The 20,960-nt window shown below is 65.1% G+C and carries 17 protein-coding genes; 9 read left to right on the top strand and 8 right to left on the bottom strand.

The annotated features are described in order from the left end of the window. The first annotated feature begins 31 nt into the window (after window positions 1-31). Window positions 32-2,500: a PAS domain-containing hybrid sensor histidine kinase/response regulator gene (locus AKL29_RS22830; protein WP_050385708.1), complete on the top strand. Its 2,469-nt coding sequence runs from the start codon at window positions 32-34 to the stop codon at window positions 2,498-2,500. 19 nt (window positions 2,501-2,519) lie between these two features. Here the strand turns inward: AKL29_RS22830 and AKL29_RS22825 are convergent, their stop codons facing one another. The 4 genes from AKL29_RS22825 to AKL29_RS22810 all read right to left on the bottom strand — a co-directional run bounded on the left by AKL29_RS22825 (window position 2,520) and on the right by AKL29_RS22810 (window position 6,774). Beyond that, window positions 2,520-2,768, bottom strand: a complete 249-nt coding sequence (locus tag AKL29_RS22825; protein WP_245467148.1) for a septal ring lytic transglycosylase RlpA family protein — start codon at window positions 2,766-2,768, stop codon at window positions 2,520-2,522. A 152-nt stretch (window positions 2,769-2,920) separates the two neighbouring features. Further along, complete coding sequence (locus tag AKL29_RS22820) at window positions 2,921-3,370, bottom strand: PPC domain-containing DNA-binding protein (protein WP_050385707.1); 450 nt, start codon at window positions 3,368-3,370, stop codon at window positions 2,921-2,923. Window positions 3,371-3,451: 81 nt separating this feature from the next. Beyond that, complete coding sequence (locus AKL29_RS22815) at window positions 3,452-6,154, bottom strand: bifunctional diguanylate cyclase/phosphodiesterase (protein ID WP_050385706.1); 2,703 nt, start codon at window positions 6,152-6,154, stop codon at window positions 3,452-3,454. A gap of 125 nt (window positions 6,155-6,279) precedes the next feature. Further along, window positions 6,280-6,774 (bottom strand): ArsI/CadI family heavy metal resistance metalloenzyme, encoded by a 495-nt coding sequence (locus tag AKL29_RS22810; protein WP_050385705.1) that lies wholly within the window; start codon window positions 6,772-6,774, stop codon window positions 6,280-6,282. 94 nt (window positions 6,775-6,868) lie between these two features. Between AKL29_RS22810 and AKL29_RS22805 the strand changes: the two genes are divergently transcribed. The 5 genes from AKL29_RS22805 to AKL29_RS22785 all read left to right on the top strand — a co-directional run bounded on the left by AKL29_RS22805 (window position 6,869) and on the right by AKL29_RS22785 (window position 14,077). Then, window positions 6,869-7,096 carry a hypothetical protein gene (locus AKL29_RS22805; RefSeq protein ID WP_050385704.1) on the top strand — a complete coding sequence of 76 codons (228 nt, stop codon included), beginning with the start codon at window positions 6,869-6,871 and terminating at the stop codon, window positions 7,094-7,096. Window positions 7,097-7,188: 92 nt separating this feature from the next. Further along, window positions 7,189-7,545 carry a hypothetical protein gene (locus tag AKL29_RS22800; protein ID WP_152977721.1) on the top strand — a complete coding sequence of 119 codons (357 nt, stop codon included), beginning with the start codon at window positions 7,189-7,191 and terminating at the stop codon, window positions 7,543-7,545. Between the two features lie 113 nt (window positions 7,546-7,658). Further along, window positions 7,659-8,879, top strand: coding sequence for an efflux RND transporter periplasmic adaptor subunit (locus tag AKL29_RS22795; RefSeq protein WP_050385702.1), 1,221 nt, complete (start codon window positions 7,659-7,661; stop codon window positions 8,877-8,879). Next, window positions 8,872-12,096 carry an efflux RND transporter permease subunit gene (locus tag AKL29_RS22790; RefSeq protein ID WP_050385701.1) on the top strand — a complete coding sequence of 1,075 codons (3,225 nt, stop codon included), beginning with the start codon at window positions 8,872-8,874 and terminating at the stop codon, window positions 12,094-12,096. The genes AKL29_RS22795 and AKL29_RS22790 overlap by 8 nt, the downstream gene beginning before the upstream one ends. Before the next feature lie 139 nt (window positions 12,097-12,235). Beyond that, a complete protein-coding gene (locus AKL29_RS22785) occupies window positions 12,236-14,077 on the top strand; it encodes an alkaline phosphatase family protein (RefSeq protein WP_050385804.1) in 1,842 nt (613 codons plus the stop codon). Window positions 14,078-14,120: 43 nt separating this feature from the next. Here the strand turns inward: AKL29_RS22785 and AKL29_RS22780 are convergent, their stop codons facing one another. Then, entirely contained in the window at window positions 14,121-14,702 is a 582-nt protein-coding gene (locus tag AKL29_RS22780; protein ID WP_050385700.1) for a hypothetical protein, read from the bottom strand. Window positions 14,703-15,090: 388 nt separating this feature from the next. Between AKL29_RS22780 and AKL29_RS22775 the strand changes: the two genes are divergently transcribed. Together AKL29_RS22775 and AKL29_RS22770 are read left to right on the top strand one after the other, a co-directional pair. Continuing rightward, window positions 15,091-15,750, top strand: coding sequence for a peroxiredoxin (locus tag AKL29_RS22775; protein ID WP_028337644.1), 660 nt, complete (start codon window positions 15,091-15,093; stop codon window positions 15,748-15,750). Window positions 15,751-15,771: 21 nt separating this feature from the next. Then, entirely contained in the window at window positions 15,772-17,235 is a 1,464-nt protein-coding gene (locus AKL29_RS22770; RefSeq protein ID WP_050385699.1) for a cryptochrome/photolyase family protein, read from the top strand. On the opposite strand, the gene AKL29_RS22765 is transcribed toward AKL29_RS22770, so the two are convergent. Further along, entirely contained in the window at window positions 17,232-18,104 is an 873-nt protein-coding gene (locus tag AKL29_RS22765) for a DMT family transporter (RefSeq protein WP_050385698.1), read from the bottom strand. The genes AKL29_RS22770 and AKL29_RS22765 overlap by 4 nt on opposite strands. Window positions 18,105-18,597: 493 nt before the next feature. Between AKL29_RS22765 and AKL29_RS22760 the strand changes: the two genes are divergently transcribed. Further along, window positions 18,598-19,425, top strand: a complete 828-nt coding sequence (locus AKL29_RS22760) for a hypothetical protein (protein ID WP_028337641.1) — start codon at window positions 18,598-18,600, stop codon at window positions 19,423-19,425. 30 nt (window positions 19,426-19,455) lie between these two features. On the opposite strand, the gene AKL29_RS22755 is transcribed toward AKL29_RS22760, so the two are convergent. Further along, window positions 19,456-19,830 (bottom strand): hypothetical protein, encoded by a 375-nt coding sequence (locus AKL29_RS22755; protein WP_244482317.1) that lies wholly within the window; start codon window positions 19,828-19,830, stop codon window positions 19,456-19,458. A 140-nt stretch (window positions 19,831-19,970) separates the two neighbouring features. After that, window positions 19,971-20,960: MFS transporter (locus AKL29_RS22750; protein ID WP_244482315.1), on the bottom strand; the 990-nt coding region annotated here is incomplete at its 5' end.

The following is a 20,960-nucleotide window of genomic DNA, read 5'->3' as shown; positions in this document are numbered from 1 at the left end:
GTGAGACTGCACCGAGAGGTTGCCGGCGCGTATGACCCCATCCGATCCCGCTGATGTGCTTCCCGAAGCTGCGGCAGCCGAACGGCTGCGGCAGCATCTCGAGGAGATCGCGCGCGAACGCGATCGCGCCCATCGCGAGCTCCAGGAGCGCGAGGCGGAGCTTGCGCGGATCCAGCGCATCGCGCGCGTCGGCGGACTCGAGATCGATTTCCGCGACGGCGTGCGCAACCGCCGCTCTCCCGAATATCTCCTGGTGCATGGGCTGCCGCCCGAAGAGGTCAACGAGACCTATGAGAGCTGGGTCGCGCGCATCCACCCCGAGGATCGCGAGCGCACGATCCGGCACCTGTTCGGCGTGCTCAAGGCCGGCGGCGAAGACTACACGGCCGAATACCGCATCATCCGCCCGAACGACGGCGAGAGCCGCTGGATCCGGGTCGTCGCCAAGATCGAGCGCGACCGCAGCGGCCGTGCGCTGCGGCTGGTCGGCGCCGATCTCGACGTCACCGATCAGATGCTGGCGCAGGAGACCCTGCGCGAGAGCGAAGAGCGCTTCCGCCTGATCGCCGACAGCGCGCCGGTGCCGATCTGGGTGACCAAGCTCGACCGCACCCGCTCCTTTGCCAATCAGGCCTATCTCGACTTCCTTGGACTGCCGTTCGAGGAAGCGATCGTGTTCGACTGGCGCAAGGCGCTGCATCCGGATGACCTGCCGCAAATCCTGCAGGAGCAGATCACCGGCGAGCTCTCGCTGAAGCCATTCGTGCTCGAGGCCCGCTATCGGAACGCCGCAGGCGAATGGCGCTGGCTGCGCTCGGAATCGCAGCCGCGCTGGGACCCGAACGGCAAGCACATCGGCTTCATCGGCGTCGCCCACGACATCACGGCGGCCAAGGAAGCCGAGATCGAGCTTCGCAAGCTCAACGAGTCGCTGGAGCGGCGCATCCTGGAGCGAACCGCGCAGCTCGAATCCCGCGAAGCGCAGACGCGCGCGATCCTGGAAACCAGCCATCAATACCAGATGCTGCTCAACCGCGATGGCGGCCTGCTCTACACCAACCAGACGGCGCTGGCCGGCATCTGTACCGATGCCGCCGACGTCGTCGGCAAGCCGTTCTGGGACACGCCGTGGTTCGCCGCGACCGAGGGCATGCCGCGCGTGATCCAGAATGCCTTCGCGACCGTGATGCGCGGCGAGGAAGTCACGATCGAGATGCAGCTGCGCCTGCCGATCGGCGAACGCTATTTCGATTTCGCGATGCGGCCGCTGCAGGACCAGCACGGCACCATCGTCGGCGCCGTGCCGGAGGCCGTCGACATCACCGAACGGCGCCGCGGCGAGGAAGCCCTGCGGCAATCGCAGAAGATGGAAGCGGTCGGCCAACTCACCGGCGGCGTCGCGCACGATTTCAACAACCTGCTCACCATCATCCGCTCCGCGACCGACTTCCTGCGCCGCCGCGATCTGCCGGATGACCGGCGCCGCCGCTATATCGATGCGATCTCCGAGACCGTGGAGCGGGCCTCCAAGCTCACCGCGCAGCTCTTGGCATTTGCGCGTCGGCAGCCGCTCAATCCGGAAGTGTTCAATGTCGGCACGCAGGTCGACAGCGTGACGCAGCTGATCCGCCCGCTAGTCGGCGTGCGGATCCACATCGAGGTCAGGATCGAGGATTCCGACTGTTTTGCGATCGCCGACATCGGCCAGTTCGAGACCGCGCTGCTCAATCTCGCGGTCAACGCCCGCGATGCCATGAGCGGCGAAGGCCAGCTGACGATCGGCGTCCGGAAGGTCAAGAATATCCCCGCCCTGCGCGCCCAGGCCTCGCGCAGCGGCGATTTCGTCACGGTCTCGATCCAGGACACCGGCACCGGCATCTCGCCGGAAAATCTCGACGCGATCTTCGAGCCGTTCTTCACGACCAAGGAGGTCGGCAAGGGAACGGGTCTCGGATTGAGCCAGGCCTTCGGCTTCGTCAAGCAATCCGACGGCGACATCGAGGTCACCTCCACGCCCGGGCACGGTGCGACCTTCACCATCTATCTGCCGCAGGCGATGCGCCCGGCGGACGCCAAGGTCGCAGCCCGCGCGGGCACCGAGCAGGCTTCGATCGGCCGCGGCTATCGCGTCCTCGTGGTGGAGGACAACGACGATGTCGGCCAGTTCTCCACCGAGCTGCTCGAGGATCTCGGCTATTCGGTCAAGCGCGCGGCCAATGCCAATGCCGCGCTCTCGATCCTCTCGGAGAACGAATTCGCCGCCGACCTGGTCTTCTCCGACGTGATCATGCCGGGCATCAACGGCGTCGAGCTCGCCGGAATCATCCGCGATCGCTTTCCTGGCCTGCCGGTGGTGCTGACCAGCGGCTACAGCAATGTGCTCGCCGAGAACGCGCACAGCGGCTTCGAGCTGATCCAGAAACCCTATTCGGTCGAGGCGCTCTCGCGGACGCTCCGCAAGGCGATCGCCGAACAGCGGGCGACCGCTTCCAAGCCCTGATCCTGCCGCCGGCCGCGCTCTACTGGATCACGACATGTGCGACGCCGAGCTGAAGGATGCCGAGCGCGCGGGCCGCCGTGGTCGACACATCGATGATCCGTCCGCGAACGAACGGGCCCCGGTCGTTGACGCGGCACCGGATCGATTTTCCCAGATACGAGACGGTGATCATGCTGCCGAATGGCCGCTTGCGATGCGCGCAGGTCATCTCGCCACTCCTGCCGATGCCACGATAATAAGACGCAAGGCCACTCTCTGCGTTTGCCATGCACGAGGCAAACAGCAGCATGGCCGCGGACGTTGCTGCGGTTTTCATTGGTCGCCTGCCGGTCGAGCCCCGCAAGGGAACGCGGTTCCACGATTTCGGTTCCGCGCCTTAGCGTCGGCAGGTCGATTTTTAGGAACTTTCGGCGGAAAGCGTCAGGCGGTCGCGACGGGATCGATCAGGGCAATGCCGAGCTCGGGCCGCTTGCGCCGGCGAAGCCTGGCGGGGGCTTCCGTGACCACAACCTCCAGCGTCGGCCGAACGATGCCGGCAAGCAGATGGCCGCCGCGTGTCGATCCATCCGACAGTCCGAGCACGATGTGAACATGCAGGCTGGCCTTGCCGTCGTCGCCGGTCGCGATATCGCCGATCGCGCACAGCACCTCGCATTGCTCGTTGATCTCGATCTTCCGGTAGCTCTTGGATGCGAAATCGAACCAGCCGACGGTTGCCCGCTCGAACGCGCCGATCGCGGTGAGCGATGCCGCCGTCACCTTCGCATCATTGGCGAACTTCGTCAGCGCGCCGAACGCTTCCTCGCCGCTATCGAGCACGACGACGTGAACCTGCGCGCTGGGCGCATCGGATACGAGTTTGCTTTTCATGGACCGCCTCGCCTCTCAAGAGCTTCCACTCTCAATCGGAGACGGCGACGATTGTTCCTGACGGACCGGATCGGCAGGCGCTCAGGCAGCGACGCAATCGGCCGCGAGCAGCGTCCGCAGGTCCCGCGCAGGAACCGGCCTGCTGAACAGGTAGCCCTGCATCTGCGTGCAGCCGAGCATCTGCACGGTGTCGCGCTGCTGATCGGTCTCGACGCCCTCGGCGGTGGTGATCATGTTGCGGTCGGCTGCGATCGAAACCACGGCGCGGATGATCGAGGCCGAGCCGCTGTTGCGGGTCACTTCCTTGACGAAGCTGCGGTCGATCTTGATCTTGTCGAACGGGAAGCGTTGCAGGTATTGCAGCGACGAGTATCCGGTGCCGAAATCGTCGAGCGCGATGTGGACACCGAGCGCGCGGAGCTGGCCGAGCGTGACCAGCGCCGCATCGTCGTCGGCGATCAGCACCGCCTCGGTGATCTCGAGCTCGAGCCGGCGCGGGTCGAGCCCGCTCTCGGCAAGCACATTCGCAACCTTCAGCGCCAGCGTCTCCGACTTGAACTGGATCGGCGAGACGTTGACCGCGACGCGCACATGCGCCGGCCAGGCTGCCGCCTCGGTGCAGGCGGTGCGCAGCACCCACTGCCCGATCTCCTCGATCAGCCCGGTCTCCTCGGCAACCGGTATGAACTCCACCGGCGAGATCATGCCGCGCACGGGGTGCCGCCAGCGCAGCAACGCCTCGCAGCCGGTTACCTCGTCGCTGCGCAGGTCGACCAGCGGCTGGTAGTGCAGCTCGAAGCCGCCCTCGGCCAGCGCAGTGCGTAAATCGGCCTCCAGCGCGCGGCGCAGATTGGCCTGCGCCTCCATCGCCGGATCGAAGAAGCGATGGGTCCTGCGGCCCGCCGCCTTGGCGGCGTACATCGCAAGGTCGGCACATTTGAGCAGGCGAAACAGATCGGAGCCGTGACGCGGGGCGATCGCAATGCCGATGCTGGCGTCGCTCGACAAATGATGGCCGAGGCAGTCGAACGGCGTGCGCAGCGACTGATAGACGCGTGCGACCAGGTCGCCGACGTCGTCGTCCGAGGTGATGTCGTGCTGGACGATCGCGAACTCGTCGCCGCCGAGCCGCGCGATGAAGTCGCTCGACCCGACCGACTGGCGCAACTTCTCGGCGACGCGCCGGAGAAATTCATCGCCGATCAGATGGCCCAGCGTGTCGTTGATCCGCTTGAACTCGTCGATATCGATGTAATGGATGGCGAACTCGCGCGTGGCGGCCTCGAGCAGCAGCCCTTCCGCGTGGCGCTGGAACAGCGTCCTGTTCGGCAGATTGGTCAGCGCATCGTAATGCGCGAGATACTCGATCCGCGCGTGCGCACGCCGCCCGTCGGTGACGTCCTCGAGCGTAGTGGCCCAGCCGCCGTCGGGCGCACGCTTGTAGATCAGGCGGATGCTGCGACCGTCAGGCGTCATGATCACGGAGTCCCGGACCTCGTCGCCCCTCGGATTGGTGAAGCGGGCGCAGTACTCGTCGACGTCGCCGACAAACGAGCCGATCGCCTGGCGATGCAGGATCAGGTCGCGCAGATGGCAGCCCGGCCTCGCGACATCGGGCGAAAGGCCGAACATGTCGATATATTGCTGGTTGCAGATCACGAGCCGCGCCGAGGCGTCGAACAGCAGCAGCCCCTGCGTCATGGTATTGATGGCGGCGTCGAGGTACTGGCTCTTCTCGGACAGCCTGCGGCTTGCCGCATCGTGCTGCCGCTGCAACTGGCGGACGATCAGGAAGACCGCGAAGCTGATGATCAGCACCGCCAACACGGCCGCGCAGAATTGCAGTTTGGTCTGGGTGCGCCAGTCCTCCAGCGCGCTCGAAGTTCTTGTGGTGGCGAGGATCAGGATTGGAAAATGCGACAGCGATTTGACCGCGCCGACGTTCTCCTCACCCGAAGCGCCAACGAACCTTCCCGAGGTGTTGCCGCCAAAGCTGATGACCTTCTGGAACACCGGCAGGTTGATGATGTTGCGGCCGATCACGCTGGCATCCTGCGGATAGCGCGCGATGATGGTGCCGTCGCGATGGATCATCGAAATCACGGTGTCGCCGCTCAGTGCCAGCGAGGCGACGAAATCCTCGAAATGGCTCGGCTCGACGCCGCGGCTCGCGAAGCCGATGATCTCGCCGTTGCGCCCGGTGATCTTGCGCGCAAAGATCGTGGTCCAGTTGCCGGTCACCTTGCTCATTGCGGGCTCGACGATGACAGGAGACGTTGGCCGTCCCGAGGTGAACTCCTGGAAATAGCGCCGGTCCGCAACGCTGATGTCGGGCACCGGCCACATCTCGGATGAGTTGATCAGCCATCCCTTGGCGTTGAACAGATTGAGCCCGCCGACATGCGGCAGCGCCGCCAGCCGCGTGCGCAGCATCTCGTGCGCGCTCAGGAGCGACATGTTCTTTTCGAATTGATCGGCGGTCTCGACCTGCTCGGCCCGCAGATAATTCACGATGTCGTCGTGGACATGCTGGAGATCTGTAAGCTGCTGGTCGAAATGCCGCGACAGCAGCAGCGCGGTGTTGTTGAGCTCGCGCTCGGACATCTCCAGCGCGCGCTCGCGAAACTGCAGTGCGAGATAGCCGGTGCCAAGCGTGACGGCGAGCACCAGCAGCGCGGCGCTCAAGACGAGCCACTGAATCGCGCCCATCCTGCTGGCGCGCAACACACCCTTGATCCACAGCCGCCGGTATTCCGGCACGCTGCTCGTTGAGACAACCGACATTTTCCTGCCCCTGTGGATGCCCTTGTACGGGAACACAACCCAAGGGGTGGTTAGGAAAATCAGTTATCGGGCGGTTAAGGCCAGTGTGGACTCGCGCAGAACCGGCCCCCTCGGCCGCTCCATGCTCACGAGCTGCAGCAAGCCGACGCCCCGGGGGGCGCGGCGTTGGGCTGTGGGGCGCAACAAGCGCTCTGTTTGCCCTCCTGTTTCTCGTGCGCGACACGCGCGGTCCGCTCGCCGGTGCCGTCGCCATAGACGATGCTCTCACCGGTCGTGTGGAACGTCTCCCACGCGATCCCCGCGGGATCGTCGATCCACGACTTCTCCGACTTGGCATAGCAGCACACCGTCTGGCCCTGCTCGATGACCTCGCCGCCTGCCTCGCGCAGCCGTCCGTACACCTCGCCGAGCTCTTCAGCGCTCTCGACCTGAATGCCGAGATGGTCGAGGCCCGGTTCGCGGCCGCGGCTCGAGATCGCGAAGTTGACGCGGGGATCGTCGAGCATCCATTTGGCATAGTCGGATTTCACGACCGTCGGCTCGGCCCCGAACAGCGCCGAGTAGAAGCCGACCGATTGCGGGACATCCTTGACCGCGACGTGAACATGCATGCGCTTCATGGGGCGGTCCTTTCAGGGCGGCGGCGCTGGATGGATATTCCATCCCAAGCATGCTCAGATATCAACAGCGTTACAACAGGAGTTCTGCTGCGGAATGGATGCGCTGACGCTGTTCGGGTTATTCGCCGTGACCATGATGCTCGCCTGCTATGCGGCCGAAGATCGCAGCCCCTGGTTCATCCTGGCCTTCGCCGTCTCCTGCGCGCTCGGCTCGGCCTACGGTTTCCTGCAGGGCGCCTGGCCGTTCGGCCTCGTCGAAGCGATCTGGGCGGTCGTCGCGGCGCGCCGATGGCTGCTGCGCCGAACCGCAGACAGCGCGTAACGTTATAGTTTCCGCGGCCAATCTGTCGCGGACCCGAACTTGAATGCGCGCGGGCACGGCGCTAAGTAGGCCCCATGGACGCTTCGCGCACCATGATTCAGTCTTCTCCTCACGCAACGGGATCGCGCCGCTGGCGCAGCCTGCTTGCGGGACTGATTTCGCTTGCGCTGGTGCTGTCGTTCTTCCACGGCTGGACCTCCGACGGCGATGCCGACGCGGCTCCCGGCTTCTCGATCGCGCAGCCGATCAATGACGCCAGTGCCGGCGGCAAGGCTCCGGCGCATCCCGCCTCGCCTCACAGCGACCATTGCCTGACGCACGTCGCCTCCGTGGCTCCGCAGGAGACCGCGTTCCCGATCGCCTATGCGCTGCACAGCTACGGCGACACCAGCATCGGGCTGCCGGCTTCGGCCGATCGCCTCTCTCCCTTCAAGCCACCCCGCACCTGATCCGGTCGACATGACCGGCCGTGCGCTGCTGCCATTCGGCCGCGCGCACGCTTCCGCACAGATCGATGTCGCGACGGCGCAGGGCCATCGGCCTGCGCTGCGGAGAGACGCATATGAAACGGGTTGTTCTATTTTTCGCCGGCGTGGCCGCCGGCATTGCACTGGTCGTTGTGGCGGCCGGATGGATCGGCTGGCCGGTCAGGTTCCCGGCCGCGATGCAGGAGACTGCGACGACAGACACAAAGACCGAGGCCCGGCACGAGGCCCCCGGGCATATCGAGCTGAGCGAAGACCAGGTTCGCGAAGCCGGCATCACGTTCGCGCAGGCCAGCGGCGGCATGCTGAAGCGGCATTTCCTCGCGCCGGGATCGCTGATCCCCGATGCGGATCACATCGGCCGGGTCTCGGTACGCGTGCTTGCGACGGTCACGGAACTGCGCAAGCGCCTCGGCGACGTCGTCGAGAAGGGCGAGATCGTCGCCGCGATCGAAAGCCGCGAGGTGGCCGACGCCAAGAGCGAATACCTCGCCGCGCGGCTCACCAACGATCTGCAGCAGACCCTCTACGCACGGCAGAAGACGCTGGTCGAGACCCGCATCGTGTCGGAAAACGAGTTCCTGCGCACGCGGCTGACCGCGAACGATGCCCAGATCAAGCTCGACGGCGCGCGGCAAAAGCTGTTTGCGCTGGGTCTGTCGGAGGCCGAGATCGCCGATCTGCCGAACCAGCCCCCGGAAAGCCTGCGGACGCAGTTCTTGCGCGCACCGATCAGCGGCCGGGTATCCGAACGGCGCGTCGATCTCGGCGGCTTGATCGGCCGCGAGGGCCAGGAGAGCGAGCTCTATGTCATCGTCAATCTCGACGACATCTGGGTCGATCTGGCGGTCTCACCCGAAGACATCGGCGCGGTCCGCGAAGGTATTTCGGTGAAAATCCGCGCCATCGGCACCGAAGATGAAGCCAATGCCGGTGTGATCTTCGTCAGCCCCCTGCTCGACCGCGAGACCCGCAACGCGCGCGTGATCGCGACCATGCCCAACAAGGACCACCGCTGGAAGCCGGGCACCTTTGTCACCGCGGAGGTCCCGCTGTCGGGCGCGCCGTCGACCGTGATCGTCTCGAAGAAGGCGCTTCAAACCATCAAGGGAACGCCGACCGTGTTCGTGCGCGATGCCGACGGCTTCGAGGCGAGATCGGTGCGGACCGGCCGCGAGGACGACGACGATATCGAGATCGTTGCCGGCCTCACAGCCGGCGAGATCGTCGCGGTGCAGAACACCTTCACGCTGAAGGCGGAGTTCGAGAAGGACGAGGCGGAGCACGACCATGATTGAGCGCATCATTGGTCTTGCGATCCAGCGGCGCTGGGTGATCGTGACATTGGCGGCGATCCTGATGTTCGTCGGCGGCCTTGCATTGACGAAGCTGCCGATCGACGCGGTGCCCGACATCACCAACAAGCAGGTCCAGATCAACACCGTGGCCCCGGCGCTGTCGCCGGCGGAAATCGAGAAGCAGATCACCTTCCCGATCGAGACGGCCCTGGCCGGCGCGCCCGGCCTTGAAAGCACGCGCTCGCTCTCCCGCAACGGCTTCTCCCAGATCACGGCGGTGTTCAGCGAGGCCACCGACATCTATTTTGCCCGCCAGCAAGTTGGCGAGCGCCTGACCGAAGTCCGCGCGCGCCTGCCGCAAGGCATCGAGCCGCGGATCGGCCCGACCTCGACCGGCCTTGGCGAGATCTACATGTGGACCGTCCATTATTCGGGGCAGAAGGTGCAGGCCGACGGCGCGCCGGGCCTGCAAAGCGACGGCCGCTTCCTGACGGCGGACGGCCAGATGCTGCAAAGCGAGGTCGAGAAGGACGCCTATCTGCGTACGGTGCAGGACTGGATCATCAAGCCGCAGATCAAGATGGTGCCTGGCGTCGCCGGCGTCGATACGATCGGCGGATACCTCAAGCAGTATCAGGTCCATCCCGATGCGGCGAAGCTGATCGCGCTCGGTCTCACCTTTGCCGACGTTGCCAAGGCGATCGAGACCAACAACGTCAGCCGCGGTGCGCGCTATATCGAGCGCAACGGCGAAGGCTTCGTCGTGCGCTCCGGCGGCCGGCTCGAGAACATCGACGAGCTCGGCGCCGTCGTCGTCACCACCCGCGGCGGCGTCCCGGTTCGGATCCGCGACCTCGCCACGCTTTCGATCGGCGGTGAGACGCGCACCGGCAGCGCCAGCGAGAACGGCCGCGAGGTCGTGGTCGGCACCGCGCTGATGCTGATCGGCGCCAACAGCCGCACCGTGTCGGCCGCGGTCGACGCCAAACTGCGGACAATCATGCCGTCCTTGCCGGCCGGCATCGAGGTCAAGACGGTGCTGGATCGCACCCAGCTGGTTGATGCAACGATCGGCACCGTGGCGCGCAACCTCAGCGAAGGCGCGCTGCTCGTGATCGCCGTGCTGTTCGTGCTGCTCGGCAATTTCCGCGCGGCATTGATCACGGCGCTGGTGATCCCGGTCGCGATGCTGATGACGGCGATCGGCATGTGGCAAGGCCGGATCAGCGCCAATCTGATGAGCCTTGGAGCGCTGGATTTCGGCCTGATCGTCGACGGCGCCGTGATCATCACCGAGAACAGCCTGCGTCACCTCGCCGAGAAGCAGCATGCGCTCGGCCGCGTGCTGACGCGCGACGAACGGCTGGCGACGGTGCGGGCGTCCGCGGTGGAAATGGTCCAGCCGAGCCTCTATGGCCAGGCCATCATCCTCTTGGTCTATGTGCCGCTGCTGACCTTCACCGGTGTCGAAGGCAAGATGTTCGAGCCGATGGCGCTGACGGTGATCCTTGCGCTCGCGGCCGCCTTCGTGCTGTCGCTGACACTGGTTCCGGCGCTGATCGCGATCGGCATCACCGGCCGCGTGCAGGAGCAGGAAAACCGGCTCGTTGCCGCCCTGAAGCGCTGCTACAGCCCGCTGCTCCGGCGCGCGGTTGCAACGCCTATTCCGGTTATCGCGGTGGCGGTCGTGCTGTTCGCGACCGCCCTGTTCGGGTTCTTCCGCCTCGGCCAGGAGTTCATCCCCTCGCTCGACGAGAAGAACATCGCCATGCACGCGCTCAGGATTCCGAGCACGGCGCTGTCGCAGTCGCAGGCGATGCAGCTGTCGGTCGAGAAGACCGTCAGCCGCTTTCCGCAGGTGTCGTTCGTCTTCTCCAAGACCGGCACCGCGGAGGTGGCGAGCGATCCGATGCCGCCGAACGCGTCCGATACCTTCATCATCCTGAAACCGCGCGAGCAGTGGCCGGACCCATCGCTGACCAAGGAGCAACTGATCGAGGACATCTCGAAGGCGGTCGGCCGGCTGCCCGGCAACGTCTATGAATTCACCCAGCCGATCCAGATGCGCTTCAACGAACTGCTCGCCGGCGTTCGCGGCGACATCGCGGTCAAGGTATTCGGTGACGAGTTCGGGCCGATGCAGAAAGCCGCCAACCAGATTGCCGCCGCGCTGCGCAGCGTGCGCGGCGCGACCGACGTCAAGGTCGAACAGGCCGGCGGCCTGCCCGTGCTCGAGATCAAGGTCGATAAGGCTGCGATCGCCCGGCGCGGGCTCAGCGTTTCGGCCGTGCAGGACGTGATCGGTGCCGCGGTCGGCGGCCAGGATGCCGGCGTCGTCTACGAAGGCGACCGCAGCTTCGACATCGTGGTGCGATTGCCGGAGAGCGTGCGCTCCGATCTCGAGGCGCTGAGCAATTTGCCGGTCGCGTTACCGAAGGCAACGCCGAGTTCGCCGGTGCAGAGCCTGCCGCTCAACCGCGTCGCCCAGTTCTCCTTCACCGAGGGGCCGAACCAGATCAGCCGCGAGAACGGCAAGCGCCGCATCGTGGTGACAGCCAATGTTCGCGGCCGCGATCTCGGCTCGGTGGTCGAGGAAGCCCAGGCAAAAGTCGCGCAATCGGTGCAACTGCCGCCGGGCTATTGGATGACCTGGGGCGGCCAGTCGGAAAATCTCGCCGCGGCGCGCCAGCGCCTGGCCGTCGTGGTGCCGGCCTGTTTTGCGATGATCTTCCTGTTGCTGCTGGCGGCGATGGGCTCGGCCCGCGATGCCCTGCTGGTGTTCAGCGCGGTGCCGCTGGCGCTCACCGGCGGCATCGCCGCACTTTGGCTGCGCGGCATGCCGTTCTCGATCTCGGCGGCGGTCGGCTTCATCGCATTGTCGGGCGTTGCGGTGCTGAACGGGCTCGTGATGCTGAGCTTTATCAGGCAGTTGCGCGAGCGCGGCGTGCCGATGCGGGAAGCCATCGAGCAAGGCGCCCTCACCCGCTTCCGCCCCGTGGTGATGACCGCCTTGGTGGCCTCGCTCGGCTTCGTGCCGATGGCGTTCGCCACCGGCACCGGAGCCGAGGTGCAGAAGCCGCTCGCCACCGTCGTGATCGGCGGCCTGATCAGCGCGACCCTGCTCACGCTTGCCGTGCTGCCGGCGCTCTATGCCCGGTACGGGCATGCCGGAAGCGCTGCGCGCAATGAGAGAACGGCGATTCAACCTGCGGAATGACAGTGTGTTGACCGGCATTCCGCGGGAAAAATCCGGCCGTTACAGCGACGAACAAGCGCTGTAACATTTCTGTCATATGGCAAAACTAAACGAAGGCTGCGGCGGGCTGCCGCGGGGCTTCATCAGGGGGAACAGCAATATGCGTCGTGCCATTACGTTACTGTCCGCGAGCATGATCGCGCTTGCGGCGGGCGCCGCCTCGGCGCAGAACGCCAAGCCCCGCAACCTCATCCTGTTCGTCCCCGACGGCCTCCGCGGCGGCATCGTGACGCCGGAGACCGCACCGGCCATGGCCGAGATCCGCGACAAGGGCGTAAACTTCAAGAATTCGCATTCGCTGTTCCCCACCTTCACGATGGCGAACGGCTCGGCGCTATCGACCGGCCATTATCTCGGCGACACCGGCACCTTCTCCAACACGATCTATACCGGCTACACCTCGGTGCCCGCCGGCGACACGGTAGTCCCCTTCATCGAGAACGACGCGGTGCTCGCCGATGTCGACGATCACTTCAACGGCGACTACCTCAACGAGGAGACGCTGCTGAAGATGGCCCGCGGCCAGGGTTTCAGCACCGCCGCCATCGGCAAGGTCGGCCCGACCCTGCTGTTCGACCACACCGATCGCGGCAAGAACACGATCGTGGTCGACGATTCCACCGGCGGCAAGACCGGCGTGCCGCTCTCGGACGAGATGAAGGAAGCGCTCACCAAGGCCGGCCTGCCGCTCGCCACCCCGAGCCGCGGCGACAATGCCAAGGCGGGCGACGCCAAGACGCCCGGCACCACGGTCGCCAACGTGGCACAGCAGGCCTACATGGCCGACGTCGCGACCAAGGTCGTGCTGCCGATGTTCAAGGCGCGCAACAAGCCGTTCGTGCTGGTGTTCTGGTCGCGCGATCCGGACGGCAGCCAGCACAACACCGGCGACAGCCTCAACACCATCACCCCCGGCATCAATGGCCCGACTTCGATGGCCGGTATCAAGAACGCCGACAACAACCTCGCGCAGCTGCGCAAGGCGCTCGACGAGCTCGGCCTTTCCGCCGACACCAACATCATGATCTCCTCCGACCACGGCTTCTCGACGATCTCGAAGGAGAGCAAGACCAGCCCCTCGGCCAAGATCGCCTATAGCGACACGCCGAAGGATTTCCTGCCGATGGGCTTTCTGGCGATCGACCTCGCCAAGGCGCTGGACCTGCCGCTGTTCGACCCCAACGACAAGAACGCGAAGGTCGCCGACAACGCCCACCCCAAGGCTGGCAACGGCGTGCTCGGCCAGGACCCGGCCAAGCCCGACGTCGTGATCGCCACCAATGGCGGCTCGGACCTGATCTATCTGCCGAACCGCGACAAGAAGCTCGCTGACCGCGTGATCAAGGCGCTGCTCGAGCAGGACTATGTCAGCGGCCTGTTTGTCGACGACAAGCTCGGCACCTTTCCCGGCACGCTGCCGATGTCGAACCTCAATCTGAAGGGCAAGGCGGTGACGCCGACCCCGTCGATCGTGGTCAATTTCCGCTCCTGGTCGAGCGGTTGCGAAATCCCGACCAACTGCTCGGTGCAGATCGCCGACACCGTGCTGCGCCAGGGCCAGGGCATGCATGGCAGCTTCAGCCGCGGCGACACCTTCAACTTCACCGCCGCGATCGGCCCCGACTTCAAGGCGGGCTATGTCGATCCGCTGCCGGTCAGCAACGCCGATGTCGGCATGACCGCGGCCCAGCTGCTCGGCCTGCGCGCGCCGAACAATGGCGGCTTGATCGGCCGGGTGATGTCGGAGGCGCTGCCGAACGGCATCGTGCCGAAGATGGCCGAGGGCACCATCATGTCGAAGAAGGCGTCGGCCAACGGCCTGCGCACCGTGCTGAAATTCCAGCGCGTGCTGTCGACCCGCTATTTCGACGTCGCCGGGTTCCCGGGGCGGACGCTCGGGCTCAAGGAAACCGGCGGCAAACAGAAAACGGCGGGGAAGTGATCCCCGCCGCTCTCGTCGAATTCCAGTGACGCGGGATGATGGCTTACATCATCCCGATGTCGAACACGTTGGGGAGCTGCGCCGCGAGCGGCAGCGCAGTCGCGCCGACCAGCGTCGCCACCATCGCCGCCAGCGCGCGACCGGTGCGGCGCTGACCGCGCATCTGGCCCGCGATCCACTCCAGGACCTTTGTGTCCATCTTGGCACCCTGCCTCGGCGCCCAGCGATCGATCTCGGTGTCGGCCGACAGCGCCACCGTGCGCGGCGGCACCGGCAGGCCGGACTCGGAGGCGGCATGATGGGCGATCGCCTTGGCGAGCAGATCGTCGAACCGCCCGCCATCGCTGCGCTCGGCGGCGGCCTCGTTGATCGCGAACAGCGCCTCGATCTCGGCCCGGCTGACCGGCTGATGCTCGACCGCGGCCGCCGTCAGGATGCGCGCGCACCAGGCAGCGTCATCGGCATCGAGCGACCGGGAGAAATGGATGCGGCCCTTGGTGGTCGGGCCTTCGCCGGTGATCACGCCGTCGCGCACGATGGTGAGCGCATGGGCGGCAGTCTTGCGGCAGGACGGATGCAACGCACCGCTGAGAGGCTCAGCGGTCTTGGTACTTGGGGTAGACATTGTGGGAGCTTTCAATTCCTATCTCAGGCCAGCTTTTCCATGCGGGCGTAAACGAGTGGTTAATGATTCGGAACTTGCGTTCCGAGATTTTTAGATGGTTGCTATTTGGTCGCTTTAAACGTCGTCACGGTTCAGTCCTATAGCAGCCAGGGCCGGCGTGATGACGGCGATAAGCGGCATTATCTGGGCATTTCCAAGCCTTTGTGCCGCAGCTGATATTTCGCCGCAGGGATCCGGATCAAAACAAGTTGCTTGGAATTCCACCCTCAAGAAGAAATGTTTCACCTTTTTTCAGAACCCGTTCACTTAAGCCTTATCCCGTCCTATACTGAAACAGACAGCCTCAAATACAAATTCAATCGCAACTTCAAAGAGATGAGGTAAAATCATGGCACTTCAGATTGGCGCCGTCGCCCCCGACTTCGAAGCCGAGACCACCGAAGGAAAGATCAAGTTCCATGACTGGATCGGCAACAGTTGGGCGCTTTTGTTCTCGCATCCCAAGGACTTCACCCCGGTCTGCACCACCGAGCTCGGTGCGCTCGCCCGCCTCAAGCCTGAGTTCGACAAGCGCGGCGTCAAGCTGATGGGCCTGTCGGTCGACCCGGTGGACCGCCACGCCAAATGGTCCGACGACATCAAGGAAACCCAGGGCGCGGCGCCGAACTATCCGATGATCGGCGACACCGATTTCAACGTGTCGAAGCTCTACGACATGCTGCCGGCATCGACCTCGGGCGATCCCCTCACCCGCACCGCCGCCGACAACCAGACCGTCCGCAACGTGTTCGTGATCGGACCGGACAAGAAGATCAAGCTGGTGATGGTCTATCCGATGACCACCGGCCGCAATTTCCAGGAGATCCTGCGCTCGATCGACTCGCTGCAGATGACCGCCAAGCATCGCGTCGCCACGCCTGCCGACTGGAAGCAGGGCGAGGACGTGATCATCGCGGGCTCGGTCAGCGACGACGAGGCCAAGACGATCTACCCGCAGGGCTGGAAGGCGCCGAAGCCTTACATCCGCATCGTGCCGCAGCCGAAGTAACGGCACGCTCACTGCGTCCGGGTGACCCGCGCACGGCCAATCGTCGTCTGGTTTCGTGATGACCTGCGGCTGTCGGATCACCCGGCCCTCCACGAAGCAGCCAGCCGCGGCGCGCCCGTGGTTGGCCTCTATGTCCGCGACGAAGCAAGCCGCACCCTGAAACCTCCAGCCCCGCGCCCCCTCGGGGGCGCGACGCGCTGGTGGCTGGCGCAATCGCTGCGCGCGCTTCGCAACAGCCTTGAGGCGATCGGCGGCACGCTGGTGCTGCGCACCGGACCGGTCGCCTCCGTGATCGCCACGCTGGCGAGCGAAATCAGCGCGGGCGCCGTGTTCTGGAACGACATCGCGCAGGCACCGCATCAGGCGATTGCGAGAGACGTTGAATCCACGCTCGCAAGTGACGGCATTGCTTCGCAGATTTTTCCCGGCGACTTGCTCGTCGAACCCAAGGCGATCCGCAACAAGGACAATCGGGCCTTGCGCGTGTTCACGCCGTTCTGGCGGCGCCTGCAAGGGCTCGGCGATCCGCCAAAGCCTTTGCCGGCTCCGAAGAAGCTCACATCCGTCAGCGGCGTCGCCAGCGAGGACCTCGGCGACTGGCGGCTTGAGCCCGACAGGCCGGATTGGGCCGGCGGCCTGCGCGAGACCTGGATACCGGGTGAAGCCGCGGCGCAGGCGCGGCTGAAGCGATTCCTCGATGAGGGGATCAGCGGTTACGCCGACGACCGCGATCGGCCCGACCGCGACGGCACCTCGCGCCTGTCGCCGCATCTGCGCTTCGGCGAGATCAGCCCGCGGCAGGTCTGGCACGCGGCCCGCTTCGCCGCCGCGGAAGACTCGCGCCTTGCCGGCGACATCGACAAGTTCCTGAGCGAGCTCGGCTGGCGCGAATTCTGCCGCCATTTGCTGTTCGACGTCCCCGACCTGGCTGAGCGGAACATGCAGGAGCACTTCGATGCCTTCCCGTGGAAACGCGACGCCCGCGCGCTGAAGGCCTGGCAGCGCGGACTCACCGGTTATCCGATCGTCGATGCCGGCATGCGCGAGCTCTGGCACAGCGGCGTGATGCACAACCGTGTACGCATGGTGGTCGCCTCGTTCCTGGTCAAGCACCTCCTGATCGATTGGCGCGCCGGCGAACAATGGTTCTGGGACACGCTGGTCGATGCCGATGCCGGCTCCAACCCAGCGAACTGGCAATGGGTCGCGGGCTGCGGCGCTGACGCCGCGCCCTATTTCCGCGTCTTCAATCCGGTCCTGCAAGGCGAGAAGTTCGATCCCGCCGGCGGCTATGTCAGGCGCTGGGTGCCGGAGCTCGCGCAGCTCTCCAACGACCTGATCCACCAGCCCTGGACAGCAACACCGATCGAGCTGGCGAGCGCCGGCATCGAACTCGGCAAGACCTACCCGCCGCCGATCGTCGATCACAAAAAAGGCCGCGAACGCGCGCTTGCGGCCTATGCCAAGATCCGCCGCAAGAATTAAGCGCGGCGGTTGACCAGCAGCACCGCCGCGGCGCAGGCGGCCATGCCGGCGATGGCGACATGATCCAGCCGCTCGTCGAACAAGACGTAGGCCATCAGCGCGGTCACCGCCGGAACCAGATAGAACAGGCTCGCGACCGAGGTCGCGGCGTGGTGACGGATCAGCCAGTACAACAGCCCGATCGAGCCGATCGACAGCGCGAACACCAGCCAGGCCAGCGCCAGCACGAACTCGCCGGTCCAATGCACGACATTGGTCTCGAACACAAAGGCGCCAATGCCGAAAAAGATCGTCACCGCGATGTACTGCACCAGATTGCCGGCGCGCCAGTCGATCCGGTTGCAATAGCGCCGTTGATAGAGCGTGCCCAAGGTGATGCTGATCAGCGAGACGCCGGAGGCGAGCCAGCCCCACCCCGCCTCACCCGTCATCGGCCGGTTGTGCAGGATCAAGACGACGCCGGCGAGGCCAAGCACCAGTCCGCCCCATTGCAGCGGCGTGACGCGCTCGCCCAGCCAGCGGTTGGCAATGGTCGAGGTCAGGATCGGCTGCAGACCCGGGATCAAGGCCGAGAGCCCTGCCGGAACCGAATGCGCGATCGCAATCGCGGTGCCGCCGAGATAGAAGCCGTGCACCAGGATGCCGGCGACCGCGCTGTGGAAAATGCCAGTCCGGTCCGGCCAGTTCGGCCGCGCGATCGCGGCGATGACCGCCATCACCACCACCACGAACGCCATCCGGATCGCCAGATAGGTCAGCGGCTCCGCATTGTTGATGACGTATTTGGTGCCGATGAATCCGGTGCTCCACAGCACCACAAAGATCGCCGGCGCCAGACGAGCGGCAGTTTCCTCGAAGCTCTTGTTCATTGCAGGCTGTCATTGCCTGAAGACGAGGCAGCCAGCAATCGTGAATTTTGGTGGGGTGGCCGCGCCCGTTCCGCAAGCACACTGTCGTCCCTGCCTAGTGCGCAATTGCGCACTAGGCAGGGACGACACTGAGTGTGTTGCGCGGTCAGTGGTGTGCGCGAGGAGATTGAGTAGGTTTTCACTGAGTTGCGCGTCGGGTCGACTTGCCGTGGCAACAGCGGCTCGCGAGCTCGCCGGCCTCGCCAGTCCTCTCACGCGATGCGACGCAAAGCGCCGGCCGCACGTGCTGCCAATCACGACGATGTGTCCTCAGGGATGCCATGCGCGTTTATCGGATGCGACATGCCGCCCTCGCCGATACGCTTCGGTAGAATCTCGCAGCCGTCGGTCGCGGCACGTTCCGGATTGCACTGGAATCTACCGTTGCCGAATACCGGCGGCCAAAAACACTGCACAAGAAGAGCCGGCCACGAGCCGGACAAGAACAAAAACAATGGATCAAGTGGCGTTGGTCGTCGTTCGGGCGGTCGAGAGCGGCGCGACGACGACGAAAGATATTATCGGCGTGACCAGATTGTCGCGTCTCAAGGTCGAGCGTGCACTGAGCACGCTGGAGAAGCAGAAGCTGCTCCTCCGCGAACGACAAGGCTTGTGGGCCCTCGGCTTTCCCGTGGCTCCGACCGTCAGGCAATGTGGATCATGCACACTCTGCTGCAAGGTGCTTGAGGTGACCGATCTCGGCAAGCCGGTGAATACGGTCTGCAGCCACATCCTGGCGGGCGGCGGATGCGAAATCTACCACGAGCGTCCCCGGCAGTGCCGCTCATTCAGCTGTGCCTGGCTGCAAGGCCACCTCGATGATGATTGGTTTCCCGAGACCACGGGCATGGTGCCGCATTTCGGGCTCGATGCGCTGAATGTGCAGGTCGACCTCGATGATCCCGACCGCTGGCGCGAGGAACCCTATTTCAGCAAGCTGTGCGAACTTTCGTTGAAGGGCCTCAGGGTAAGTGAAGGGCGGCCGTATGCCACCCTCGTCATCGTCGGTCAGGACCGCTACCTGCTGCTCGGGCGGACCATCGTGCCCGATCCAACGCTGTTCGGCACCGCCTTCGTGCCGGTTACGCTCGACACCTTCCGCTACTGGAAGGCAACATCGCTTGAGCATCTGCAGCGGTTGAACGATCGGGTCGTCGAGATCCAGCGCATCCAGCAGGAGTTCGGCCATTGCGCCATCCCTGACGACGACGATCCCTCCCCGCCTTACCGGCCGGCTCTTCTCCAACGGTCGAAGGAACTGGGCGTGATACGCACGACGTGACGACAGCCGGACACAGCGCACGTCAGTTCGTCATCTCAGGTGATACTTCCTGCCGTTGGTGTTCGGGTCGGTGTTGTCGCTTGTCGAGAACATCAAAGCCGGGCCGAAGTAATTCCAGGTGTCCCGGTAAAATGCGAAGCGGCCGGCACCCTTGTCGATGATCTCTTGCTGGGCGGTGTTAGCGGGGCCGAGAAGCCGGTCGTCTTCGTACAATCGGGCAGTCTCGAGCGTGCCGTCCACGTATTTGACGGGGATGAGATACGCATATCCCTTGTAAAGGCGGAAGGCGCCACGCAGCAGGTTCCTGTCGATCGGACTCGGAGGAACCAGAAAAAGGAATACACTCGACGCCAAGGCAAAGAGTGTCGATCCGATCGCGATGCGCGTGCTGGCAGATGTCCTCAACGATGCTCTTCCCTTGGCTCTTGCTTGCGAGGCTTCCCGCCTTCTCTAGCGCGCGCCTGCGACGCAGACAACCGACCGGCCCCCGCCACGCCTTGCTGCGAGCCGGATCTGGCTCGCGATATTTCCGCATCGAACGACAATCAGATTGTCGCCGCGCGGCCGGCTGATCGGCCCAGGACTGCCATCAGCACCGTCGCGACGGCGCAGCACGCGAGCGCAACCTCCCAGCCTCCGGTCGCATCATGGGCAAGTCCGGCGAGCGGCGGGCCCGCAGCGGCGAGCGAGTAGCCGAGGCACTGCGCCATGCCCGACAGCGCGGCCGCCTGGTGGCTGTGCGAGGTTCGCAGGCTGACGAATGTCAAGCCGAGGATGAAGGCTGCACCCGCTCCGAAGCCGAACAGCGCGACCCACAGCATTGCGAGCGACGGACACTGCCACAATCCCAGCAGCGAGACGCAGGTTGCAAGCGACACGGCAATCGCAATCCCGCGCTGGTCCTTCATGCGCCGGACCATCGGCCCGAGGATCAGGCCGGGAAGCGCGGTCGCCAATTGCAGCACACCGTGCAGCGTACCCGCCGTCGCCGCCGGGTAGCCTGCCTGCACGAGGATGGCAGGCAACCAACCGATGATGATGTAGAACACCAGCGAGGTCAGGCCGAGGAAGCCGGTCACCTGCCAGGCGAGCAGCGAGTGCCAGATGCGCCCGCGATGCGGCGATGAGGCCGGCTCGACCGTCGGGGCCGAGTGCGTCGCCAGCTGGGGTGCCCAGGCTATCAGCGCCACCAACGGAAAGATCAGCGTGCTCGCAAGCGAGAGATGCCAGTTCGATCCCGGCAATTGCGCGAGCGGGATTGCCACGACCGATGCGAGCGCCTGGGCCAATGCGGACGTGATCGCGTAAGCGCCGGTCAGGCTGGCGATGCGAGTCGGAAAGTCCCGCTTGAGCAGGCTCGGCAGCAGCACATTTCCAACGGCGATTCCGGCACCAATGGTGGCGGTGCCCGCGAACAGCGCCCAGACCGGACCGGACGAGCGCAGCGCGATCCCGGCCGCGATGACAAGCAGCGCACCGAACAGCAACCGCTCGATGCCCCATTCGCGCCCGAGCACAGCTGCAACCGGTGAGAT

It is taken from the genome of Bradyrhizobium pachyrhizi (genome assembly GCF_001189245.1).
GTDB classification, from domain to species: domain Bacteria; phylum Pseudomonadota; class Alphaproteobacteria; order Rhizobiales; family Xanthobacteraceae; genus Bradyrhizobium; species Bradyrhizobium pachyrhizi.
Note: the sequence above shows the minus strand (reverse complement) of the source record. Positions and strands in the feature narration are given on the sequence as shown.